The organism is Mesorhizobium sp. M0185 (assembly GCF_040322175.1).
In the GTDB taxonomy this organism is placed as follows: Bacteria; Pseudomonadota; Alphaproteobacteria; order Rhizobiales; family Rhizobiaceae; genus Mesorhizobium.
This window is the reverse complement of record NZ_JAMYSY010000009.1, coordinates 13068-31731: the sequence shown is the minus strand read 5'-3', so window position 1 is coordinate 31731 and position 18664 is coordinate 13068. Positions and strand designations below refer to the sequence as shown.

The following is an 18664-nucleotide window of genomic DNA, read 5'->3' as shown; positions in this document are numbered from 1 at the left end:
GCCGATCGGAACGTTCCCATCTGAAACGATCGCGACAGTTTTTCGCCGCGATCGCGGCGAAATAAAGCTTGCCTTCTATTTCTTTCGGCCAGCCGAAACGACAACCGGGGGCGGTTCGATGGCACCTGCCCTGATACGGGCCGGCTTGAGTGGCGGCTGGCCGGCATCCTTGACGATGGTCAACGCCCGCCGGAAGAAGCGGGCATTGTGCTGGCCGCGGCCGATATTGAGGATCGCGGCGTCGGGAAGGCGCTTCTCCAGCATCGACAGCACTTGCCTCAGCGTTGGGCCGTCGAACGCGTCCAGCGCCTCGTCGATGATCACCCATTTCGGCCGTCGCAAGGCCAGCCTGGCAAAGGCCAGCAGACGCTGCTCGTCGTCGCTGAGCTCACGCTCCCAGCGCGCCGAGCGATCGAGCGAGGACGACAGGCGTTGCAGCCCGACATCGGCCAGCACCTCCGAGATCTCGGCATCGCTCGCCTCCGCCGCGCCGTCTGAATGGTTGAGCACCTCGCGCAGCTTGCCGAGCGGGAAATAGGGGGTACGCGGAACAAAGATCGGCGCTTCTCCGGCCGGCATGCCGATCCGTCCGCTGCCCCATGGCCACAGACCGGCAATGGCCCGGAAGAACAGCGTCTTGCCGGCGCCCGGATCTCCGGTGATCATGACCCGGTCGCCGGCGCGGATTTCGACATGCGGCTCGGCAAGCTTGGTGCATCCCTCCGGCGAGGCGACCTCGAGTTTCTCGAAGGTCAGGCTGCCGTCCGGGTTTTCGCCGAACGAAATGCGCCTTTCCGTATGGTGCAGCGCGTCGGTGTCGCCAAGCGCGATGCGAAAGTCGGCGACCCGCATCAGCGTAGCGCGCCAATCGGCGATGCCGCCGATATTGTTGATGAACCAGCGCAGCGACGAATGGACCTGGTTGAAAGCGCCGACGGCCATCATCAGGCCGCCAAAGCTGATATCGCCGGCGAAATAGACCGGTGAGGCGACCAGGATCGGTGCGACGACAGTGATCCAGCCATAGGTGTCGGTAACCCAGGAAAGATTGATCTGGGCGCTGTAGATGCGCCGCATGGCGCCCAGCACCATGCCGAGATCGAATTCGAGCCGGCGCCTGGCATCGGCCTCGCCGTGCGCCAGCGCGATGGCATCGACATTCTCGTTGACGCGAACCACCGAGGAGCGCAGCTCCGCTTCACGCGTATAGCGATCGTTGTTGAAGCGGATCAACGGTCGCCCGACCAGCCAGCTCAACCAGGAGGCGGTGCCAGCATAAAGGATCGCCGCCCAGACCATGTAGCCGGGTATGGCCAGCAAATGGCCGCCTATGTGGAAGACGAAGCCGGAAGACAGCGACCACAGGACCCCAACGAACGAGGCAAGCAGGATGCAGGACTGCAGCAGGCCGATGCCAAGACCGGTGGAAAGATCGGAGAGATGCCCGGCATCCTGCTGCAGGCGCTGGTCGGGATTGACGCCGATGGCGCCGGCATGGGTCAGCCGGAAGGCACGCGCCGGCCGCATCCATTCGTCGATCAGGTCGAGCGTCAGCGCCTCGCGCAGCTTCAGGCGGAGCATCTGGTCGAGCCAGGTCTGGCCGACATTGAGCACCACAAGCCCGCCGGCGATGCCGGCAAAGACCAGAAGCTGATGCAGGAAAGCCGGCATGTCGCGCCGCGCAAGCGCGTCGTAGAAAGGCTGGTTCCAGCGATTGAGCAGAACCTGCCCGATTGAGCTCGCCACGATGACGGCGACGATGCCGATCGCTGCCCAAAGCAATTGTTTTCGCAATGGCGAGCTGGTCAGTGCCAATTTGATTGTTGCCAGCTGCTCACGCAGGCTGCTGGCTTCGATCGACGTGGCAAGCTTCTGGGCGCTGGCCTCGACATCCGGACGATCATCCATCGGTTAAATCCTTGCATTCGGAGCAATGCCAAACCGGTCATAGGATCGGCCGCACGGCCTTCAATCGGACAGCAAACCTGATATCGTCAGATAGGCGTGAAAAAGCACGTCTCGGATCACGAACGCGTCATCCTGGCGGTGCCGGGTGTTCGGCCCGCGACAGCCGGCCAAGCGTCGGCGCGCCATGCGGCGAGAGAACCGGCACGAAGACGCGGCGGGACGCGCGCTGGGCAACCGGCACGCCTTGATAGAGCCGCTTCTGCGCCTCGACGACAATAACGCCCGAAAAGATCGGCCAGAAGCGCCGGCCGGCGCGTTCCAGCACGTTATGGAACTGCATCATGAAACGTCGCGGCGACGGCGGGAAGAACAGCGCATCGGACCACGCCGCCGGCGTGAAATTCGCTTCGCGCAGCAATTCGGTCAGCTGGCCGCGCGAGAACGGTCGGCCATTGCCGAAAGGCGTATGCTCGAAGCGTGCCCAGACACCGCGCCGGTTGGGCACGACGATGACGACGCGGCCGGCCGGCGACAGCACCCGCCAGATCTCGTTCAGCGTCTCGCGCGGGTTCTCGACATGTTCGAGCGAATGGACGAGCAGCATGCGGTCGATGCAGGAATCGACCAGCGGCAGTTCCTCATCGAAGACCAGCGCGGTCGCCGTCGGCCCGGTCGCCGGCCAGACCACCGCGCCCTGTGTTGCCGGCATGAAGGCAAAGACACGCTCGGCATCGCTGCCGAAGCGTTCCAGCCACGGCAAGGTATAGCCGAGGCCGACCAGCCGCTCGTTGGGCACGACGGCCCATATCGAGGACAGCGCCATGGTGATCGAGCGTTCGGCCAGGCGGCCGAGCGTGGTTGAATAAAACGAACGGAGATCGACAATGTCTGAATGCATGCGCGGAACGGTAGCTTCGAAGCAGTCCAAGTTCAACAAAGGCAGATGACATCGGCTGGCAGGCGCCCTATGTCTGCGGCAATAAAGGGAGAGATGCGATGCCGGTCGAGATCGAACAATTCATGTGCCGCAGCGACAATTTCGGCGTGCTGGTGCATGACCCGAAAAGCGGTCAGACGGCGCTCATCGATGCGCCCGAGGAGGCGCCCATCCTGGCGGCGATCAAGCGCACCGGCTGGACCCCGACGATGATCCTGACCACTCACCACCATCTCGACCACGTCGAGGCCAATCTGGCGCTGAAGGAGCGCTTCAAGCTGCGCATTGTCGGGCCGGAAGCCGAAAAGGCAAAGATTCCCGGCATCGACGAAACTGTCGAGCAAGGCTCGGTCGTCCATCTCGGCGACGAGCGGATCGAGGTCATCGCCACACCCGGCCATACCGCCGGCCATGTCACCTATCATCTGCCGGCGTCGAAAGTGGCTTTCGCCGCCGACACGCTGTTTGCGCTCGGCTGTGGGCGGCTGCTCGAATGCAAGCCGCCGGTGATGTACGAATCCCTGAAGAAGCTCGCGGCGCTGCCGGCCGAGACGGTTATCTATTGCGGCCATGAGTATACGCTGGCCAATGCCCGTTTCGCGCTCACCGTCGACCCGACCAATTCGGCGCTGAAAGAGCGCGCCGCCAAGGTCGAGGCGCTGCGCGCCGACGGCAAACCGACGCTGCCGACGACGATCGGCGAGGAACTGTCGACCAATCCGTTCCTGCGCTGGCACGATCCGGCGATCCGCAGGCATCTCGGCCTGGAGAAGGCCTCGGATGCCGAAGTGTTCGCCGAGATCCGCAAGCGCAAGGACAATTTCTGAGCGGCGCCAGGAGCTAGGGTCATGACCAGTTCCGCCGAAATCATCGCCCTGCTCGGCCTGAAGCCGCATCCGGAAGGCGGCTGGTATGCCGAGACCTTTCGCGACGGCGCGGAAGGCGCCCGCGGCCATTCGACGGCGATCTATTTCCTCCTGGAGAAGGACCAATTGTCGGCCTGGCACCGGGTCAGGGACGCGGCGGAGGTCTGGCACTTCTATGACGGCGCGCCGCTGGCGCTGTCGATACACCGAGAAGGCGGTCCCGTCATCGAGGAGATCCTCGGTACGGCACTTGCCGCGGGCGAGCGGCCGCAGATCGTCGTGCCGGCAGGCTGGTGGCAGTCGGCGCGCAGCCTCGGCGAATGGACCCTGGTCGGCTGCACCGTGGCGCCGGGTTTCGATTTCGCCGCCTTCGAACTCGCCGAACCAGGCTGGCTGCCGGGCACGCCCTAGGCACCTTAGCCCAACAGGAAACCCAGCGTGACCGCCAACTGGCCGACGTAATACAGCACCCAGACTGCATGGCGCACCCAAATGCGGTGCGGCGAGATGGCGGGCAGCAGGAACTTTTCCGCAGCGAGCAGCCCGTCGGACAGCATGAGCAGGACGACGCCGACGACGACCCAGACGCTGTTCAGGGTGAGCGCCGCAATGCCCATGGCAAGCAGTGCCGCGGCATGGATGCCAATCGGCAAACGCAAGGCCGGGCCGATGCGGCGCCAGAGCGCGAAAACCATCGCCAGCGCCAACACGGCCATCGCCAGGGCGATAATTCCTCGCCACGGTTCGGCCGAGAGCAGCCCGAGGCCGCTGCCGGCGCGCAGGAACAGCACGACGTAAAGCACATGCGCGGCAAGAAAACTGGCCGTGCCGCCAAGAAATGCCTTCTCGCCGTCGCGCGACAGGAAGGCGTCGCCGATGGCACTGGCGCCCAGCGCGGCGACGAGCAGCCATGGGCCGCCCTGCTGCGCGACCAGCACCGCCAGCATCGCCACCGCCAATGTCCTTGCCGCCGACCGCGAAAGGCGCGGCGGCATGCCGAGGCTGAACGCGTAAATCACCGCCGCCGCCAGCGAAAACAGCAGCGTCGCATTGGCATTGGCATCGATGCCGCCGGAAAACGGCATCAAGCGTTTGCCTCGCTCGTAGCCCTCTTGCGCAGCAACAGCGATTTCGCCGCCAGTGCCGCGCCGCCGGTGATCAGCACGCAGGCGGCGAGGATGCGCCATGACGGCTCGGCGAAGCCGGCGGCGATCAGCACCAGGGTGGACAGCAGCGGCGCGGCATAGCTCGCCGCCCCCAGCACCTGGATGTTGCCGCGCTTGACGCCGATGTCCCAGGCATAGAACGCCGCCCCCACCGGCATCAGACCGAGGCCGAGCACGGCCAGCCACTGGCCGGCGCCGGCGGGCAGCACCGTCTGTTCAAGCAACAGATGGCAGATGAGCGAAAGGGCCGCGGTGGCGGCGCAGAACCAGGTGACGATGCTGGTCGGCACCGACGGGAAGCGTCGCGACAACAGCGAATAGGACGACCACAGCACCGCGCAGACGCCGGCCATCGCGTAGCCGAAGGCATAACGCGCGTCGAAGGCAAGCCCGCCGCCCTTGGTGACGATCAGGACCGTGCCGGCAAGGCCGAGCAGCGCGCCGGCGACGTGGTTCCAGGCCAGCCGCTCGCCCGGCATCAGCGCCGACCCCAGCACGATCAGCAGCGGCCACAGATAGGCAATCAGGCTGGCCTCGACGGCCGGCGCATTGCGCAGCGCGGTGAAATAGAAGAAGTGGTAGCCGAACAGGCCGGCAATGCCGATCACCCAGACCTGGCGCGGTATCTTCGCGGCCCCGTCGGCTGCCGGCATGAACAGCCGGGCAACCAGCCCGACGCAGGTGCCGATCGTGAAGGTGATTGCTGAAAGCAGGAACGGCGGCACGGCGCCCGAGGCATCCGTAAGCAGCGCCAGCAGCGCCCACATGGCGACCGCGCAGAAGCCGATCAGTGTTGCGCGCGCCATACCCGTCGCCCCCTGCCCATCGTTGGCGGCGCACCATCACGCCTATTCGTTTGCTTCGAACCGCTCTGCGCTGATCGTCAGCGGGCCGATTTGCGTGCTGACCGTGGCGCGGATCGGCGCATATACGCCGCTTTGGCCGACCGGTGCAAACGTCACCATGATGCGGCTGCGTTTCTTCAGGTAGTTCAGCGCCTTGCGGTTCTTGCGGTAACCGGCCACCGGCTCGAAGCCCAGCCTGCAGGTGACCGTATCGCCCTTGTAGCCGGCCACCGAGATCGACCCTTTGGACTCGTAGGTCAGTTTCAGATCGGCACGCATTTCGCCGTCATAGAGCTTCACCGTGCGCCCGCAGACCTGGTCGAGGCTGTCGGCATGGATGACGGTGGCGGCCATCGGATCGAGGACCGATACGAGATGGCTGCCGGCCAGCGGTATCCAATTCTCGGGATTGCGCTTCTTCGGCTCAGGCACGACCTTGGTCGAGGTGACGACGCCGTTGGCAAACTGGATGTCGATCATCGATGCCTTCTTGCCGGACGTGTAGTCGGCGTGGAACGCTTGCGGCTGCAACTGCTTGCCCGAAATCTTGCCCTTCGACGAGATCGTGCCTCGCGTGTCGTCGAACAAAGTGGCGAGCCCGGCGGCGGAAACGCTGCCCTCGATCGAATAGGTGTCGCCCTCGTAATGGCTGGAGAATTTCGCCTTGGCCACGGAGAGGCCGAGGAACGACACCGAATATTCGCCCGTGAAGGATTGCGGCTCAGCGGCCGAAACCGTCGTCGAAAGCGCGACGGCCATCAGCACGACCAGGGCATGGAGGAAAGAACGAGGCATGGCGGGTCCTTGATTGTCGACCGGACGGGGCGGCTCCGGTCTGGCATGTCCCTGTGCGACCGCTTATAGGCTGAATTCCGGCCTTAATGTGAAAGGCGCCGTCGGCAGGCAACGTTGGGGCTGGTCGACAGCCAAAATAAAAAACCCGCCTCGGCGGGCGGGTCGTTGGAGCCAATTAGCACCATACCGAAATTAGTAGCATAGCTGCCGGCACAAAGCAAGAACAAAATGTGGCCACCTGGAAAATCGCTACAGGTTTGCGCAGCCCCTCATCGCCCTGCCGGGCACTTCTCCCCGTATAGGGACGGGGAGAAGGTCGCCTTGCAAAGGGTTTCGCCAATTTGCGAAGTTGCAGAAGCGCCGAGCCTGCGGCCAAGCCCCTTCTCCCCGTCACTATACGGGGAGAAGGTGCCGGCAGGCGGATGAGGGGCAGCGCCGGCATCGGTCATCTTTTGATTGATTCCCTTGGCACTAACCAACCCCAAGCTTGACGCCTCGGCGAAATGCAACTATGGAACGCCAACTTTTTCCATAAGGCCGCCTGACCGAAACCGCGCGCCACCCGGCGCGGGTCGAATGTTTGGCCAGGACCGAGAACCGAAGGTTAGAACCATGTCCCGCACCTGCGAACTCACTGCCAAGGCAGTCATGTCCGGCAACAATGTGAGCCACGCCAACAACAAGACCAAGCGTCGCTTCCTGCCCAATCTCGTCAATGTGACGCTGATCTCGGAAGCGCTGAACCAGAACGTGCGCCTGCGCATTTCGGCCAACGCGCTGCGTTCGGTCGAGCATCGCGGCGGCCTCGACGCCTTCCTGGCCAAGGCCGATGCCAAGGAATTGTCGCAGCGCGCCCGCCTGTTGAAGAAGCAGATCGCCAAGAAGCTCGCCGAGCAGCCGGCCGCCTGAGTTTTTCGGCGGCAGCCGCCTTCCAGGGCGCGGTCCGAACTCCGGATCGCGTTCCGCTGGTTCCATTACCCAGGATAAAAAAATGATTTTCCTCTCGCGGTACCTGCCCTTCGTGGCGGCCATGGCGCTCGTCGTCGTGGCCTCGAACATCCTCGTGCAGTTCCCGATGCAAGGCGCAATCGGCGGGCTGTCGCTGGCCGACATCCTGACCTGGGGCGCCTTCACCTATCCGTTCTCCTTCCTGGTCACCGATCTCGCCAACCGCCGCTATGGGCCGGCGGTGGCGCGCAGGATCGTCTTTGTCGGCTTCATGACAGCGGTGATCTGCTCGATCGTCATCCCACCGCTGCTGTTTCGCCACGGCCTGATCGAATTCGAGACCGCCGCCGACCGGCTGGTGCGCATTGCCGCGGCGTCGGGTGCCGCCTTCCTCACCGCGCAGTTGCTCGACGTCACCGTGTTCAACCGGCTGCGCCGGCAGAGCTGGTGGCGCGCACCGATCGTCGGCACGCTGGTCGGCTCCGTTTTCGATACGGTGGTGTTTTTCACCGTCGCCTTCGCGGCGGCGTTCGCCTTCGCCGGGCCCAACGACGGCTTTGCGCTGGAAACCGCGCCGCTGATGGGCGTGCTGCCGGTCGAGACGATGCGCTGGGTCTCCTGGGCGCTCGGCGATCTCAGCGTCAAGCTGATCATAGCGGTGGTGGCGCTGATCCCCTACCGGCTGCTTGCCGCCCGCTGGAGCCAGCCGGCACTGGCAGCATGATCCCGAAAAGTGGGAACCGGTTTTCGGACAAGATCATGCTCAAAGACTATCGAGCATGATCCCCTGGCTTCAACTGGACTCGGCAAAAACGCCTGACGGCGGACAGGAACTCCGCCTGAAGCGGCGCGGCGGCGAATTCTCGATCATGCTTGGCGCGAACGAGCTGATGAACAGCCGGCTCAGCGGTTCCGAAGAGGCGCTGGCGAAACTGTCCTGCCAAAGGATTGCCGGCCGCCGGACCCCAAACATCCTGATCGGCGGCCTCGGCATGGGCTTTACCTTGCGCGCGGCGCTGGCCGAGCTTGCCGACGACGCCCAGGTCACCGTTGCCGAACTGGTGCCGGCGGTCGTGATTTGGGCGCGCGGCCCGATGGCCGAGCTGTTCGGCGGCTGCCTTGACGACCCGCGCGTCAGCATTCGTGAGGCCGATGTCGGTCAGCTCATCCGATCGCAAGCTTCGGCCTGGGACGCGATCCTGCTCGATGTCGACAACGGCCCCGAGGGCATCGTCTACAAGGCCAACGATGCGCTCTACAGCGCAGCCGGCCTGATCAGCGCGAGAGCAGCTCTCAAGCCCGGCGGTGTGCTGGCGGTCTGGTCGCAGGGCCCTGACGCAGGTTTCACCCGAAGGCTCAAGCAGGCCGGCTTCACGGTCGAGGAGGTCAAGATGCGGGCCCACGGCAAGCGCGGCGCCCGGCACGTCGTCTGGATCGCGAGCAAAGGGCAATAGGCCCCTCGCAATCCGGGCGGGCCTTGTGGACGCCGCCCGGTACACCGACGAACCTCTACCTCGCCTTCTGAAGCTCGGCGGCGAGCGCCTGCAGCAGCCCGCGCGTGCCCTCCTCGCGCCCTTGCGCTGAATCGACACCATCGAAGAAGGCACCCTGTTCGGTATAGGTCAGGCGGGTGCCCTCGCCGGAGGGTGCAAGCTCGACCGTGGTGAGCGACGCCGACAGCGGCTGCGCCCCGACCGCCATCCGGTATGAAAATACGATGCGCCGCTCAGGGACGATATCCTGGAACTGCGCATCGAGCCTGATTTCCGGGCCGCCCTGATAGCTGAACCGCGAAACCTCGCCGCCGCCGACATGGAAATCGAAGGTGAATTCGGCGATGGTGAAGCCGTCGCCTTCGACACGCCAGCGCCGCACCGTCGCCTTATCGGCAAAGGCGAGGAAGACGCGTTCGGGCGATTGCGGATAGGTCCGCTCGATCGTGAAGGTCGAATGGATGACGGAGTGCTGGTCGTTCACGGGGGCAATCTGGTTCATTTCTTTTCGTCCTTTTCCTGGTCGTGGAGTGTTGCGTTCGGTTGGTCAGTCTCCGCCAGGATCTGGCCGAGACGGTCGAGCTGGCGTTCGGCCGGCGTACGGTGCGCGGCGATCCAGTCGGCGAGCGGGGCGAGCCCGCCGGGCTCGATCCGGCAGGTGCGCACGCGTCCGACCTTCTCGCTGCGGATCAGCCCGCACGCTTCCAGCGCCTGAAGATGCTGGAGCACAGCGGCGAAGGTCATGCCGAACGGCTCCGCCAACTGGCTGACGGTGGCCGGCCCGCGGCTCAGCCTTTCCAGGATTGCCCGGCGCGTCGGCTCGGCAAGAGCCCGCAGGATGCTGTCGATCTCGGAATACTTAAGCATGGACTTGAGTATTTCGCCGATGACACAAATTGTCAAGTCACGACTAAAGTATTTTTGCAGATGGTGAGAGCCGGCTGGAAAACCCGCGACGCGGGTCATTGCCAGGGGAAATTGCAAGGGAAATTGCCTGCGCTGCAAAACGGCGCGGAAACGCCAGCGATGCTGTCAGCCAGCAGGCCGGTCGCGCGTCAATCCTCGTGCAGCACAAATTCCAGGTAAAGATTGCGCTGGAGGATCGAGTGGTTGTCGTCGGACATCAGCGACACGATCAGCGCGCCATCGTCGCGGGTCCAGACGTCGAGCGCTTCCATGTTGTCGATCTGGTAGCCCATGTCGGCTTCGAGCAGCACCGGCCCGTCGGCGACGGCGCCCTTCTCGACGCTTTCGCCATAGATGCGCCGCAGCCGCATCTTGACGCCGCCGGCCATCGAAAAACTGCGCTCCAGAAGCAACAGGTCGCCGTCCGGCAGGAAGGCGCCGTCGGTGATGTCGAAATCGCCATTGCGCTTGATGGTGAAGACGCCCTTGCGCGGCCCTTCGATGATCGCGGCAAAGATGTTGCCGGTCTTGTCGAGGCTCTTTTCCGACACCACGACCAGTCCGCCCGCGTGCTGCCCGTTGAGATTGGCGCGGGTGACGGTCTCAAAGCCGCGATTGCGGCGAAGTTCCCAGGCCGGAATCAGGAAATCCAATTGCCTGAACGGCGCCTTCATGCCGTCCGGATCGATCTTGAACTCGGCGATACGGTGATCGCGCTCGAAACCAACTGTGGCAATGCCGTCCTTGACCGCGAGGCCTTCGGCATCGACCGCCCATTTCTCGTCGATCGGCTGGCCGGCCGCATCGACCATCTGCTGCATGCGAAAATTCTGGATGCCGGAAGGCCGCTTGTCGGCATCGTGGACGAGGGTGCCGAAGAACCAGAAACCGGTGTCGGCAACGCCGATGAAATCGCTGCCTGGCTTGAGGAACCGAAGCGCCGACAGCGCGCCGAAATCGCGCGTCGGCGAGGTCATTTCGAGCCCGCCGACGAATTCGAGCGGCCCGAACTGTTTTTCGTCATTGCCGATGCGAAACTGGGTTATGGGCCGTGCCGAGATTTCGGCCGGCTCGACCGAGGCCGGCCCGGCAGCGACAGCCGGCGCCAAACTGACGCCCAACAACGCAATGGCGGCCAAAAGCTTCTGCCAAAAGCCGCCGCGGGAAAAAATCATCCGGCGCGCCGCATGCCGCCGCGCCGCGTGTCGCGCACGGTTTCCTCGGCGAACAGCGAGGCCAGCTGCTCGGTCATGGCGCCGGCCAGTTCTTCGGCATCGACGATGGTGACGGCGCGGCGATAGTAGCGGGTGACGTCGTGGCCAATGCCGATGGCCAAAAGCTCGACCGGCGAGCGCGTCTCGATGAGCTCGATGATGGCGCGCAGATGCCGCTCGAGATAATTGCCCGGATTGACCGACAGCGTCGAATCATCGACCGGCGCGCCGTCCGAGATCATCATCAGGATCTTGCGCTGCTCCGGCCGCGCGATCAGCCGGTTGTGCGCCCACAGCAGCGCCTCGCCGTCGATGTTTTCCTTGAGCAGGCCCTCGCGCATCATCAGGCCGAGGTTGCGGCGCGCCCGACGCCACGGATGGTCGGCGGATTTGTATATGATGTGGCGCAGATCGTTGAGCCGGCCGGGGTTCGGCGGCTTGCCTTCCTTCAGCCATTTCTCGCGCGCCTGTCCGCCCTTCCAGGCGCGGGTGGTGAAGCCGAGGATTTCGACCGAGACGCCGCAGCGTTCCAGCGTGCGCGCCAGGATGTCGGCGCAGGTCGCGGCGACGGTGATCGGCCGGCCGCGCATCGAACCCGAATTATCGAGCACCAGCGACACCACCGTGTCGCGGAATTTGGTATCGCGCTCCTGCTTGAAGGACAGAGGCTGCATCGGGTCGATGACGACGCGCACCAGCCGTGCCGGATCGAGATAGCCTTCTTCGAGGTCGAAATCCCAGGAGCGGTTCTGCTGCGCCATCAGGCGGCGCTGCAGCCGGTTGGCCAGCCGCCCGACGACGCCGGAAAGGTTGGCGAGCTGCTTGTCGAGGAAGGCGCGCAGCCGGTCGAGTTCCTCCTCCTCGCACAGTTCCTCCGCACCAACGGTCTCGTCGAAGGCCGTGGTGAAGACCTTGTAATCGATCTCTTTCGGCAGATTGGTGAAGGGGTTGTCGTTGCGGCGCGCCTCGCCGGGCGTCTCCGCATCGGCGTCGTCATCGTCGGAGAGATCCTCGGCGGTAGCGTCGGAGGCTTCCGTCTCGGCCGATTGCTCGTCGTCCGACGATGCCTCGGTATCCTCGGACTGCGACTGCTCGGAGCCGGAATCGTCTTCGCCGCCCTCCTCGCTCTGCTCCTCGCCTTGCGGTTGGTTTTCGTCGTTGTCCTCGGAGTCTTCCGTCTCCTGGTCATCGCCGAGCTCCTCGGCCATTTCCATGGAGGCGAGCATCTCGCGCACCACGCGGGCGAACGCCTGCTGGTCATCGAGCTTTGCCGACAGCCCGTCGAGATCGGCGCTGGCTTTTTCCTCGACCCAGGGCCGCCAGAGATCGACCAGCCGTTCGCCGCTTTTCGGCACAGTGCGGCCGGTCAGCTTTTCGCGCACCATCAGCGCCAGCGCTTCCTCGATCGGCGCGTCGGCCTTGTCCTTGACGTCGACGAGGTTGGTCCTGGCGTATTTGTCCTCCAGCATCGAGCCGATATTGTCGGCGACGCCCTGCATGGCGCGGCTGCCGATCGCCTCCACCCGGGCCTGCTCGACCGCGTCGTAGATGGCGCGGGCCTGCTTGCCTTCCGGCGCCAGCCTGGTGTGGATGCGCGCATCGTGGCAGGCGCGCTTCAGCGCCATGGAATCGCCGAGCCCGCGGGTGATGGCGATGTCCGCCTTCGATGCCTTCTTCGGCAATTCCGGCAGCCGGGCGCGGCTGCCGGCCAGCGCCGGCCGGTCCTTGGCGAAGCCGACCTCGAGATCCTTGTCGCCGGCGATGGCGCGCATGCAGACGGTGACGGCGCGCTTGAAGCTGTCGTTCTCAGCGCCGGTCTTGGATTTGTTTCGCGTGTTGTCGCCCGGACCCGCCATCGAGACTCTGCTTAGCCCAGCACCACATTGGCAGCCGATTCCGGCAGATCTTCGCCGAAGGCGCGCTGATAGAACTCGGCGACCAGCGAGCGTTCCAGCTCGTCGCATTTGTTGAGGAAGGTCAGCCGGAACGCCATGCCGATATTGCCGAAGATTTCGGCATTCTCGGCCCAGGTGATAACCGTGCGCGGGCTCATAACCGTCGACAAATCGCCGTTGATGAAGGCCGAGCGCGTCATGTCGGCGACGCGGACCATCTTGTTGACGATCTCCTTGCCCTTGCCGTCGCGGTAGTGCTTGGCCTTGGCCAGCACGATGTTCACTTCATTGTCGTGCGGCAGGTAATTCAGCGTGGTGACGATCGACCAGCGGTCCATCTGCGCCTGGTTGATCTGCTGGGTGCCGTGGTAGAGGCCGGTGGTGTCGCCCAGCCCAACCGTGTTGGCGGTCGAAAACAGCCGGAAGGCCGGGTGCGGGCGGATGACCCGGCTCTGGTCGAGCAGCGTCAGCCGGCCCGACGATTCCAGCACGCGCTGGATGACGAACATCACGTCCGGGCGGCCGGCATCGTACTCGTCGAAGCACAGCGCGACATTGTGCTGATAGGCCCAGGGCAGGATGCCGTCGCGGAATTCGGTGATCTGCAGCCCGTCCTTGACCACGATGGCGTCCTTGCCGACGAGGTCGATACGGCTGACATGGCTGTCGAGGTTGACGCGCACGCAAGGCCAGTTGAGCCGGGCGGCGACCTGCTCGATATGCGTCGACTTGCCGGTGCCGTGATAGCCCGACACCATGACCCGGCGATTGTAGGCAAAGCCGGCGAGGATCGCCATGGTCGTGTTCTTGTCGAACAGGTAGTCCGGGTCGATGTCGGGGACATGCTCGCTCGTCACCGCATAGGCCGGCACCACCATCTTGGAGTCGAAGCCGAATGTCTCCTTCACCGACACCGTGGTGTCGGGCAGGTTGGCGATGTCGCGATCGACCTTGTTCATCTCTATCAACGTCTCCACAAGCGAAACGCCGCGTTTCGCCGGCAATCGATTTTGTTCGGGGGCGGTCTTAGAGCCTTTTCCAACCTTATGAAAGTTGGAAAGCGACACGAACCGTATGGTCGCTCAGCACAAACCTGCCTGCTTGAGCACGCGATACGCCTGGAGCACATCGCGGAACCGGTCTTCCGAACCTCTGTCGCCGCCATTCGCATCCGGGTGGTGGCGTTTCACAAGTTCCTTATAGCGCGCCTTGATATCCTTGCCAGTTGCCTTTGTATCAAGGCCAAGCGTTTCCAGTGCCTTGGCCTCAAGCGGCTTGGCCTTGCGCTCGCGTGCTTCGCGCGGGTCTTTCGGGCCTTTGAACAGGTCGAACGGATCGCGCATGCGATTGTAGTAGCCGGCGCGGCCGGAGCGCGCCTGGGCGAAGTCTGGCGAGGAGCGTGTCGAGGCGCCGTTGACGCCCATTTTCCAGGTCGGCCGGTGGCCGGTCATGGCTTCCTTCTGGAAGCGGGCGATCTCGGTATCGGGAACGCCCGAGAAATAATTGAAGCCCTTGTTGTACTCGCGCACGTGATCGAAGCAGAACTGGAAATACTCGCCTTCCTTCATCCGTCCGACCGGGGCACGGTGGGTACCGGCCTCCTTGCAGCCATCCCACTGGCAGATCGGCGAACGCGACTTCAGCTCCGCGTCCTTCTCCGGGCGGATGCGAATCTTCTCGAAATATTTTGGGTACGGCTTCATCTCACCCATTTATGGGCTGTTCGCGGATGCGAAACAAGAATTGACATTTTCGCGATGATCGCCCTAACCGCTGAATCGCGGCATAAAACCGGCGAATTGCGAATTTTGTGCGATGACATAGATGTGGTGAAGGGAAGCGGCGATGTCCATACAGGCAACGATGGAAGATAAGCTGAAAAAGGCGTTTTCGCCGGAACGGCTGGCCGTCATCAACGAAAGCCATCTCCATGCCGGGCATCATCATGTGGATTCTGGCCATCACGCCACCTTCGACGGCGCCGGCGAGACGCATTTCCGCGTCCGCATCGTCGCGCCAGCCTTTGCCGGCATGAGCCGCGTCGAGCGTCACCGTGCAGTCAACGATCTCCTGGCCGAAGAGTTGAAATCCGGCGTCCACGCCCTGGCGATCGAGCCGGCAGCGCCCGGTGAAACGACGCGCTGGTGACTCAGCCGAGGCTCGCCCTCAGAAAAGCCATCACCGCAGCTGTCAATGCATCGCCTTCGGTGCCGAAGTCGCGATTGATCGACATGTGCGAATAGGCGCTGCCGTCGAACAGCGTGACCCTGGTTCCGGTGGCGCGCAGACGCCCGGCGAAGGCCTGCGCGTCCGCCGCGCGGGCTTTCGCGCGCGAATGGGCGATGAAGGTCGGCGGGTGCTTGCGGCCTTCCACATAGGTGACAGGCGACAGCGCGCGCCACTGCGCCGGATCGGGAAAGGCGCGGGCATAGACCCCTGCCATGCCGCCGCTTCTGGCCAGCGCCTCCAGATCGTAGGCCCTGGTGTCGTCGAGAACCAGCGCCGCGACGCCGGGCAGGCCGCCGCGCAGCCCGGTCAATGCGACGAGATGGCAGCCGGCCGAATGGCCCATGGCGACGATCCGGTCCGGATCGCCGCCATGGCTGGCCATGTTGGCGCGGACGTAACGATAGGCCAGTTCGACATCCGCCGCCTGGGTGGCGACGTCGGCTTCAGGCAGCATCCGGTAGTCGATCGAGACGAAGCAGAAGCCATTGTCGAGCAGGAAACCAGGCTTGGAGTTGATATTGTTGCGGTTGCCGACCCGCCAGGCGCCGCCATGGACGAAGAAGACGACCGGCAGGCCGCTTGCGCCATCGCGGGAATAGATATCGAGCTTGGCCGGCCCATAATCGAAGGTTTCGGGCGACGGCGAACGCAGCCGCAATGCCGCCGCCTGTCCCGGCAGCAGCGCCGCCATCGACGCCAGAAGCAGGCTTCGCCGATCGATCGTCATCAACTCCTGACTGCCCACGGCTGCCATAAGGTGCGCACTGTCATTCTCCAAGCATCGCCGGCTTGATCCTCAGCCGCGCGATACGGTTCTTGTCGCGCTTCATGACGACGAAGCGCTTGCCGTGAAACGTAAAGGCCTGCTTTTCGTCCGGGATCGACTGCGCCTCGTGGATGACAAGGCCGGCGATGGTGGTGGCTTCCTCGTCCGGCAGGTTCCAGTCGAGCGCCCGGTTAAGGTCGCGGATCGGCACCGTGCCGTCGACGACGACGGAGCCGTCGGCCTCCTGCTTGACGCCCTGGATGTCGATGTCGTGCTCGTCGGCGATCTCGCCGACGATCTCCTCGATGATGTCTTCCAGCGTCACCAGCCCTTCGACCTCGCCATATTCGTCGACGACGATGGCGAAATGCGCCTTGCGGCGCAGGAAGGCATTGAGCTGCTCCTGAAGCGTCGTGGTGTCGGGCACGAACCACGGTTTCGACGCGATCTTCATCACGTCGATCCTGGAAAAATCGTTGCCGACCTCGTTCAGCGCGCGCAGCAGATCCTTCGCGTGCAGCACGCCGACAATGTTGTCGAGCGAACCCTTCCACAACGGCATGCGGGTGTGCGGGCTCTGCAGGATCTCGCGAACCACCGCTTCGGGCGGGTCGTCGGCGTTGACGGAGCGCATATTCGTGCGGTGGACCATGACGTCCGACACTTCGAGCTCCTCGAGGTCGAACAGGCCGCCGATGCGGGCGCGGTCCTCGCGCACCACCTGGCCGTCGCGGCGGAAATCGTCGACGGCGCCGCGCAGTTCCTCGCGCGCCGAGCGCTGCGGCTCGATGCGTTGCAGCTCGTAGCCGAAGGCGGCGAGCAGGCGCCGGCGCAAGACGAAGCCCAGCAGGCCGAGGCCGGCGAGCACGGCAGCCGCGATCCAGCCGGCCTGGCTCATCCCGGGCGGCTTTCCTGCCGACCCGGATGGTTCTCCCGGAGGAACGCCAGCACTTCCGAGGCCGGCACATCCCGGGCGATAAAGGCCTGGCCGATGCCGCGCGTCAGGATGAAGGTCAGCTCGCCGCGCGACACCTTCTTGTCCTGGGTGATGAAGGAGAACAGCGTCTCGGCGTCGGGCAGTTCGCCTGGAATGTCGGCCATGCGCCAGGGCAGACCGACGGCGCGAAGATGCGCCTCGACACGCGCCGCGTCGTCGGGGCTCGCCAAATTGAGCCTTGACGAAAAGCGGTGCGCCAGCGCCATGCCGATGGCGACGCCCTCGCCATGCACGAGCCTTGCGCCGTCATAGCCGGTCGCCGCCTCCAGCGCATGACCGAAGGTGTGGCCGAGATTGAGCAACGCGCGGTCGCCGGTCTCGAACTCGTCGCGGGCAACGACGTCGGCCTTGGCACGACAGGCCTCGGCGATGGCCGCAGCCCGCTCCGGCCCGCCGACAAACACTTGACGCCAGTTTTCTTCCAGCCAGGAGAAAAACTCGGGCCGGTCGATCAGCCCGTATTTGGCCAGTTCGGCATAGCCGGCGCGAAACTCGCGGATCGGCAGCGTGTCGAGCACTTCGGTGTCGGCCAGCACCAGCCTCGGCTGGTGGAATACCCCGACCAGGTTCTTGCCGCGCTTGCTGTTGATGCCGGTCTTGCCGCCGACGGAGGAATCGACCTGCGCCAGCAGCGAGGTCGGAACCTGTACGAAGTTCATGCCGCGCCGCGCGATGCCGGCGGCAAAGCCGGCGAGGTCGCCGACGACGCCGCCGCCGAGCGCGATGACGACGTCGCCGCGCTCCAGCTTGGCGGCCAGCACGCCGTCGACCACCTCTTCGAGATGCGCAAAGCTCTTGGTCTTTTCGCCTGGCGGCAACGTGATGACGGCATGTTGGATGCCACCGCTTGCCAGGCCGGCCGCAAGCGTCGCGAGATGCGCGGCCGCGACGTTTTCGTCGGTGACGACCGCCGCCCGCGTCCCCGGCAGACGGCGCGAAATCTCGGCGCCGGCGCGTGACAGCAGGCCGGGACCGATCAAAATATCGTAGGCACGCTCGCCAAGCCCGACTTCGACAGAGACCGTTGCATCAGCGCTCACGACCGCACCTCGTCAATATCGGCAACGCCGAGATGGCCGCGCAGCGCGTCCACCACTTCGGCGGCAATGATCTCCTTGCGGTCGTCGCGGGTCGGCACGATGACATCGGCCGCGGCATAAACCGGGTAGCGTTCCGCCATCAGCCGTTCCAGCACGGCGCGCGGATCGGCGCTTTTCAGCAGCGGCCGGTTCTGTTTCTTGGAAACGCGCTCCATCAACAGGTCGATCTCGGCTTTCAGCCAAACCGAAACGCCATGGCTGGCGATCGCCTCGCGCGTCTGCGCGTTCATGAAGGCGCCGCCGCCGGTCGACAGCACCTGCGGCCCGTGCTCCAGCACACGCAGGATGACGCGCTGCTCCAGTGCCCGGAACTCCGCCTCGCCATAGCGCTCGAACAGGTCCGGGACGCTCATGCGCGAAACAGTTTCGATCTCCTGGTCGCTGTCGATGAAGGGCAGTGCCAGCATCGCCGCCACCTTGCGGCCGATCGCCGTCTTGCCGGCGCCCATCAGCCCGACAAAGACGATGGAACGGCCGCCCAGCCGGCCGAGCAGCGCGGCATGGCTCTCGCCCGGAGGATTTGCTGGTAGCGCGTTCATGCTTCTAGGGCCTCTTTGGCGGCGTATCGACATCAAAAGCCTGTTTGCGTCAAGCGCGGC

The 18664-nt window shown here is 64.5% G+C and carries 21 protein-coding genes; 6 read left to right on the top strand and 15 right to left on the bottom strand.

The features are described 5' to 3' along the window. Positions 1–75 precede the first annotated feature (75 nt). Together NKJ20_RS09605 and NKJ20_RS09600 are read right to left on the bottom strand one after the other, a co-directional pair. Entirely contained in the window at positions 76–1908 is a 1833-nt protein-coding gene (locus tag NKJ20_RS09605; RefSeq protein WP_352743746.1) for an ABC transporter ATP-binding protein/permease, read from the bottom strand. A 127-nt stretch (positions 1909–2035) separates the two neighbouring features. Continuing rightward, the gene (locus NKJ20_RS09600; RefSeq protein ID WP_352451212.1) at positions 2036–2806 is read right to left on the bottom strand and encodes a class I SAM-dependent methyltransferase; all 771 of its coding nucleotides are present in this window, start codon (positions 2804–2806) and stop codon (positions 2036–2038) included. A 98-nt stretch (positions 2807–2904) separates the two neighbouring features. Here NKJ20_RS09600 and gloB point away from each other — a divergent pair, with 98 nt between their 5' ends. Together gloB and NKJ20_RS09590 are read left to right on the top strand one after the other, a co-directional pair. Next, positions 2905–3672: a hydroxyacylglutathione hydrolase gene (gene gloB, locus NKJ20_RS09595; RefSeq protein ID WP_352451211.1), complete on the top strand. Its 768-nt coding sequence runs from the start codon at positions 2905–2907 to the stop codon at positions 3670–3672. Positions 3673–3693: 21 nt separating this feature from the next. After that, positions 3694–4122, top strand: coding sequence for a cupin domain-containing protein (locus tag NKJ20_RS09590; protein WP_352451210.1), 429 nt, complete (start codon positions 3694–3696; stop codon positions 4120–4122). Positions 4123–4127: 5 nt separating this feature from the next. On the opposite strand, the gene NKJ20_RS09585 is transcribed toward NKJ20_RS09590, so the two are convergent. From NKJ20_RS09585 to NKJ20_RS09575, 3 genes are read right to left on the bottom strand one after another with little or no spacing between them, the layout of a single operon-like run. Further along, positions 4128–4796: a lysoplasmalogenase family protein gene (locus tag NKJ20_RS09585; RefSeq protein ID WP_352743744.1), complete on the bottom strand. Its 669-nt coding sequence runs from the start codon at positions 4794–4796 to the stop codon at positions 4128–4130. Further along, the gene (gene yddG / locus NKJ20_RS09580; protein WP_352451208.1) at positions 4796–5683 is read right to left on the bottom strand and encodes an aromatic amino acid exporter YddG; all 888 of its coding nucleotides are present in this window, start codon (positions 5681–5683) and stop codon (positions 4796–4798) included. Before yddG ends, NKJ20_RS09585 begins: the two co-directional genes overlap by 1 nt. A gap of 42 nt (positions 5684–5725) precedes the next feature. Beyond that, the gene (locus NKJ20_RS09575) at positions 5726–6517 is read right to left on the bottom strand and encodes a DUF3108 domain-containing protein (RefSeq protein ID WP_352451207.1); all 792 of its coding nucleotides are present in this window, start codon (positions 6515–6517) and stop codon (positions 5726–5728) included. A 612-nt stretch (positions 6518–7129) separates the two neighbouring features. Between NKJ20_RS09575 and rpmB the strand changes: the two genes are divergently transcribed. The 3 genes from rpmB to NKJ20_RS09560 all read left to right on the top strand — a co-directional run bounded on the left by rpmB (position 7130) and on the right by NKJ20_RS09560 (position 8919). After that, complete coding sequence (rpmB, locus tag NKJ20_RS09570; RefSeq protein ID WP_006328411.1) at positions 7130–7426, top strand: 50S ribosomal protein L28; 297 nt, start codon at positions 7130–7132, stop codon at positions 7424–7426. Positions 7427–7508: 82 nt separating this feature from the next. Further along, positions 7509–8189, top strand: a complete 681-nt coding sequence (locus NKJ20_RS09565) for a queuosine precursor transporter (protein ID WP_352451206.1) — start codon at positions 7509–7511, stop codon at positions 8187–8189. A 55-nt stretch (positions 8190–8244) separates the two neighbouring features. Further along, positions 8245–8919 (top strand): polyamine aminopropyltransferase, encoded by a 675-nt coding sequence (locus NKJ20_RS09560; RefSeq protein WP_352743742.1) that lies wholly within the window; start codon positions 8245–8247, stop codon positions 8917–8919. A gap of 55 nt (positions 8920–8974) precedes the next feature. On the opposite strand, the gene NKJ20_RS09555 is transcribed toward NKJ20_RS09560, so the two are convergent. From NKJ20_RS09555 to NKJ20_RS09530, 6 genes are all read right to left on the bottom strand, one after another. Continuing rightward, on the bottom strand, positions 8975–9460 hold the full coding sequence (locus NKJ20_RS09555; protein ID WP_352743740.1) for an SRPBCC family protein: 486 nt from the start codon (positions 9458–9460) through the stop codon (positions 8975–8977). Next, positions 9457–9825 (bottom strand): ArsR/SmtB family transcription factor, encoded by a 369-nt coding sequence (locus NKJ20_RS09550; protein ID WP_352743883.1) that lies wholly within the window; start codon positions 9823–9825, stop codon positions 9457–9459. The genes NKJ20_RS09555 and NKJ20_RS09550 overlap by 4 nt, the downstream gene beginning before the upstream one ends. 188 nt (positions 9826–10013) lie before the next feature. Then, positions 10014–11039 (bottom strand): esterase-like activity of phytase family protein, encoded by a 1026-nt coding sequence (locus tag NKJ20_RS09545; RefSeq protein ID WP_352743738.1) that lies wholly within the window; start codon positions 11037–11039, stop codon positions 10014–10016. Beyond that, complete coding sequence (gene cobT / locus NKJ20_RS09540) at positions 11036–12934, bottom strand: cobaltochelatase subunit CobT (RefSeq protein WP_352743737.1); 1899 nt, start codon at positions 12932–12934, stop codon at positions 11036–11038. Before cobT ends, NKJ20_RS09545 begins: the two co-directional genes overlap by 4 nt. An 11-nt stretch (positions 12935–12945) precedes the next feature. Continuing rightward, a complete protein-coding gene (cobS, locus tag NKJ20_RS09535; protein ID WP_352451201.1) occupies positions 12946–13932 on the bottom strand; it encodes a cobaltochelatase subunit CobS in 987 nt (328 codons plus the stop codon). Between the two features lie 123 nt (positions 13933–14055). Then, positions 14056–14685 carry a J domain-containing protein gene (locus NKJ20_RS09530; RefSeq protein WP_036238769.1) on the bottom strand — a complete coding sequence of 210 codons (630 nt, stop codon included), beginning with the start codon at positions 14683–14685 and terminating at the stop codon, positions 14056–14058. A gap of 133 nt (positions 14686–14818) precedes the next feature. Here NKJ20_RS09530 and NKJ20_RS09525 point away from each other — a divergent pair, with 133 nt between their 5' ends. Further along, entirely contained in the window at positions 14819–15121 is a 303-nt protein-coding gene (locus NKJ20_RS09525) for a BolA family protein (protein ID WP_352451200.1), read from the top strand. 1 nt (position 15122) lies between these two features. Here the strand turns inward: NKJ20_RS09525 and NKJ20_RS09520 are convergent, their stop codons facing one another. Genes NKJ20_RS09520 through NKJ20_RS09505 form a run of 4 tightly spaced genes read right to left on the bottom strand, consistent with a single transcriptional unit; the run spans position 15123 to position 18604 of the window. Continuing rightward, positions 15123–15929, bottom strand: coding sequence for an alpha/beta hydrolase (locus NKJ20_RS09520; protein ID WP_352743735.1), 807 nt, complete (start codon positions 15927–15929; stop codon positions 15123–15125). Positions 15930–15969: 40 nt separating this feature from the next. Then, a complete protein-coding gene (locus tag NKJ20_RS09515; RefSeq protein ID WP_023677887.1) occupies positions 15970–16866 on the bottom strand; it encodes an HlyC/CorC family transporter in 897 nt (298 codons plus the stop codon). Next, a complete protein-coding gene (gene aroB / locus NKJ20_RS09510) occupies positions 16863–18005 on the bottom strand; it encodes a 3-dehydroquinate synthase (protein ID WP_352743734.1) in 1143 nt (380 codons plus the stop codon). The genes NKJ20_RS09515 and aroB overlap by 4 nt, the downstream gene beginning before the upstream one ends. Then, positions 18002–18604: a shikimate kinase gene (locus NKJ20_RS09505; RefSeq protein WP_352451197.1), complete on the bottom strand. Its 603-nt coding sequence runs from the start codon at positions 18602–18604 to the stop codon at positions 18002–18004. The genes aroB and NKJ20_RS09505 overlap by 4 nt, the downstream gene beginning before the upstream one ends. Positions 18605–18664 lie beyond the last annotated feature (60 nt).

What these genes read in the sequence shown, in the direction of transcription:
- NKJ20_RS09525 (WP_352451200.1), top strand. Translation starts at nt 14,819, where the DNA reads ATGTCCATACAGGCAACGATGGAAGATAAGCTGAAAAAGGCGTTTTCG.
- NKJ20_RS09530 (WP_036238769.1), bottom strand. Translation starts at nt 14,685, where the DNA reads ATGGGTGAGATGAAGCCGTACCCAAAATATTTCGAGAAGATTCGCATC.
- NKJ20_RS09550 (WP_352743883.1), bottom strand. Translation starts at nt 9,825, where the DNA reads ATGCTTAAGTATTCCGAGATCGACAGCATCCTGCGGGCTCTTGCCGAG.
- cobS (WP_352451201.1), bottom strand. Translation starts at nt 13,932, where the DNA reads ATGAACAAGGTCGATCGCGACATCGCCAACCTGCCCGACACCACGGTG.
- NKJ20_RS09555 (WP_352743740.1), bottom strand. Translation starts at nt 9,460, where the DNA reads ATGAACCAGATTGCCCCCGTGAACGACCAGCACTCCGTCATCCATTCG.
- NKJ20_RS09585 (WP_352743744.1), bottom strand. Translation starts at nt 4,796, where the DNA reads ATGCCGTTTTCCGGCGGCATCGATGCCAATGCCAATGCGACGCTGCTG.
- NKJ20_RS09505 (WP_352451197.1), bottom strand. Translation starts at nt 18,604, where the DNA reads ATGAACGCGCTACCAGCAAATCCTCCGGGCGAGAGCCATGCCGCGCTG.
- cobT (WP_352743737.1), bottom strand. Translation starts at nt 12,934, where the DNA reads ATGGCGGGTCCGGGCGACAACACGCGAAACAAATCCAAGACCGGCGCT.
- NKJ20_RS09520 (WP_352743735.1), bottom strand. Translation starts at nt 15,929, where the DNA reads ATGACGATCGATCGGCGAAGCCTGCTTCTGGCGTCGATGGCGGCGCTG.
- gloB (WP_352451211.1), top strand. Translation starts at nt 2,905, where the DNA reads ATGCCGGTCGAGATCGAACAATTCATGTGCCGCAGCGACAATTTCGGC.
- yddG (WP_352451208.1), bottom strand. Translation starts at nt 5,683, where the DNA reads ATGGCGCGCGCAACACTGATCGGCTTCTGCGCGGTCGCCATGTGGGCG.
- NKJ20_RS09600 (WP_352451212.1), bottom strand. Translation starts at nt 2,806, where the DNA reads ATGCATTCAGACATTGTCGATCTCCGTTCGTTTTATTCAACCACGCTC.
- NKJ20_RS09575 (WP_352451207.1), bottom strand. Translation starts at nt 6,517, where the DNA reads ATGCCTCGTTCTTTCCTCCATGCCCTGGTCGTGCTGATGGCCGTCGCG.
- NKJ20_RS09565 (WP_352451206.1), top strand. Translation starts at nt 7,509, where the DNA reads ATGATTTTCCTCTCGCGGTACCTGCCCTTCGTGGCGGCCATGGCGCTC.
- NKJ20_RS09545 (WP_352743738.1), bottom strand. Translation starts at nt 11,039, where the DNA reads ATGATTTTTTCCCGCGGCGGCTTTTGGCAGAAGCTTTTGGCCGCCATT.
- NKJ20_RS09590 (WP_352451210.1), top strand. Translation starts at nt 3,694, where the DNA reads ATGACCAGTTCCGCCGAAATCATCGCCCTGCTCGGCCTGAAGCCGCAT.
- NKJ20_RS09605 (WP_352743746.1), bottom strand. Translation starts at nt 1,908, where the DNA reads ATGGATGATCGTCCGGATGTCGAGGCCAGCGCCCAGAAGCTTGCCACG.
- rpmB (WP_006328411.1), top strand. Translation starts at nt 7,130, where the DNA reads ATGTCCCGCACCTGCGAACTCACTGCCAAGGCAGTCATGTCCGGCAAC.
- NKJ20_RS09560 (WP_352743742.1), top strand. Translation starts at nt 8,245, where the DNA reads ATGATCCCCTGGCTTCAACTGGACTCGGCAAAAACGCCTGACGGCGGA.
- NKJ20_RS09515 (WP_023677887.1), bottom strand. Translation starts at nt 16,866, where the DNA reads ATGAGCCAGGCCGGCTGGATCGCGGCTGCCGTGCTCGCCGGCCTCGGC.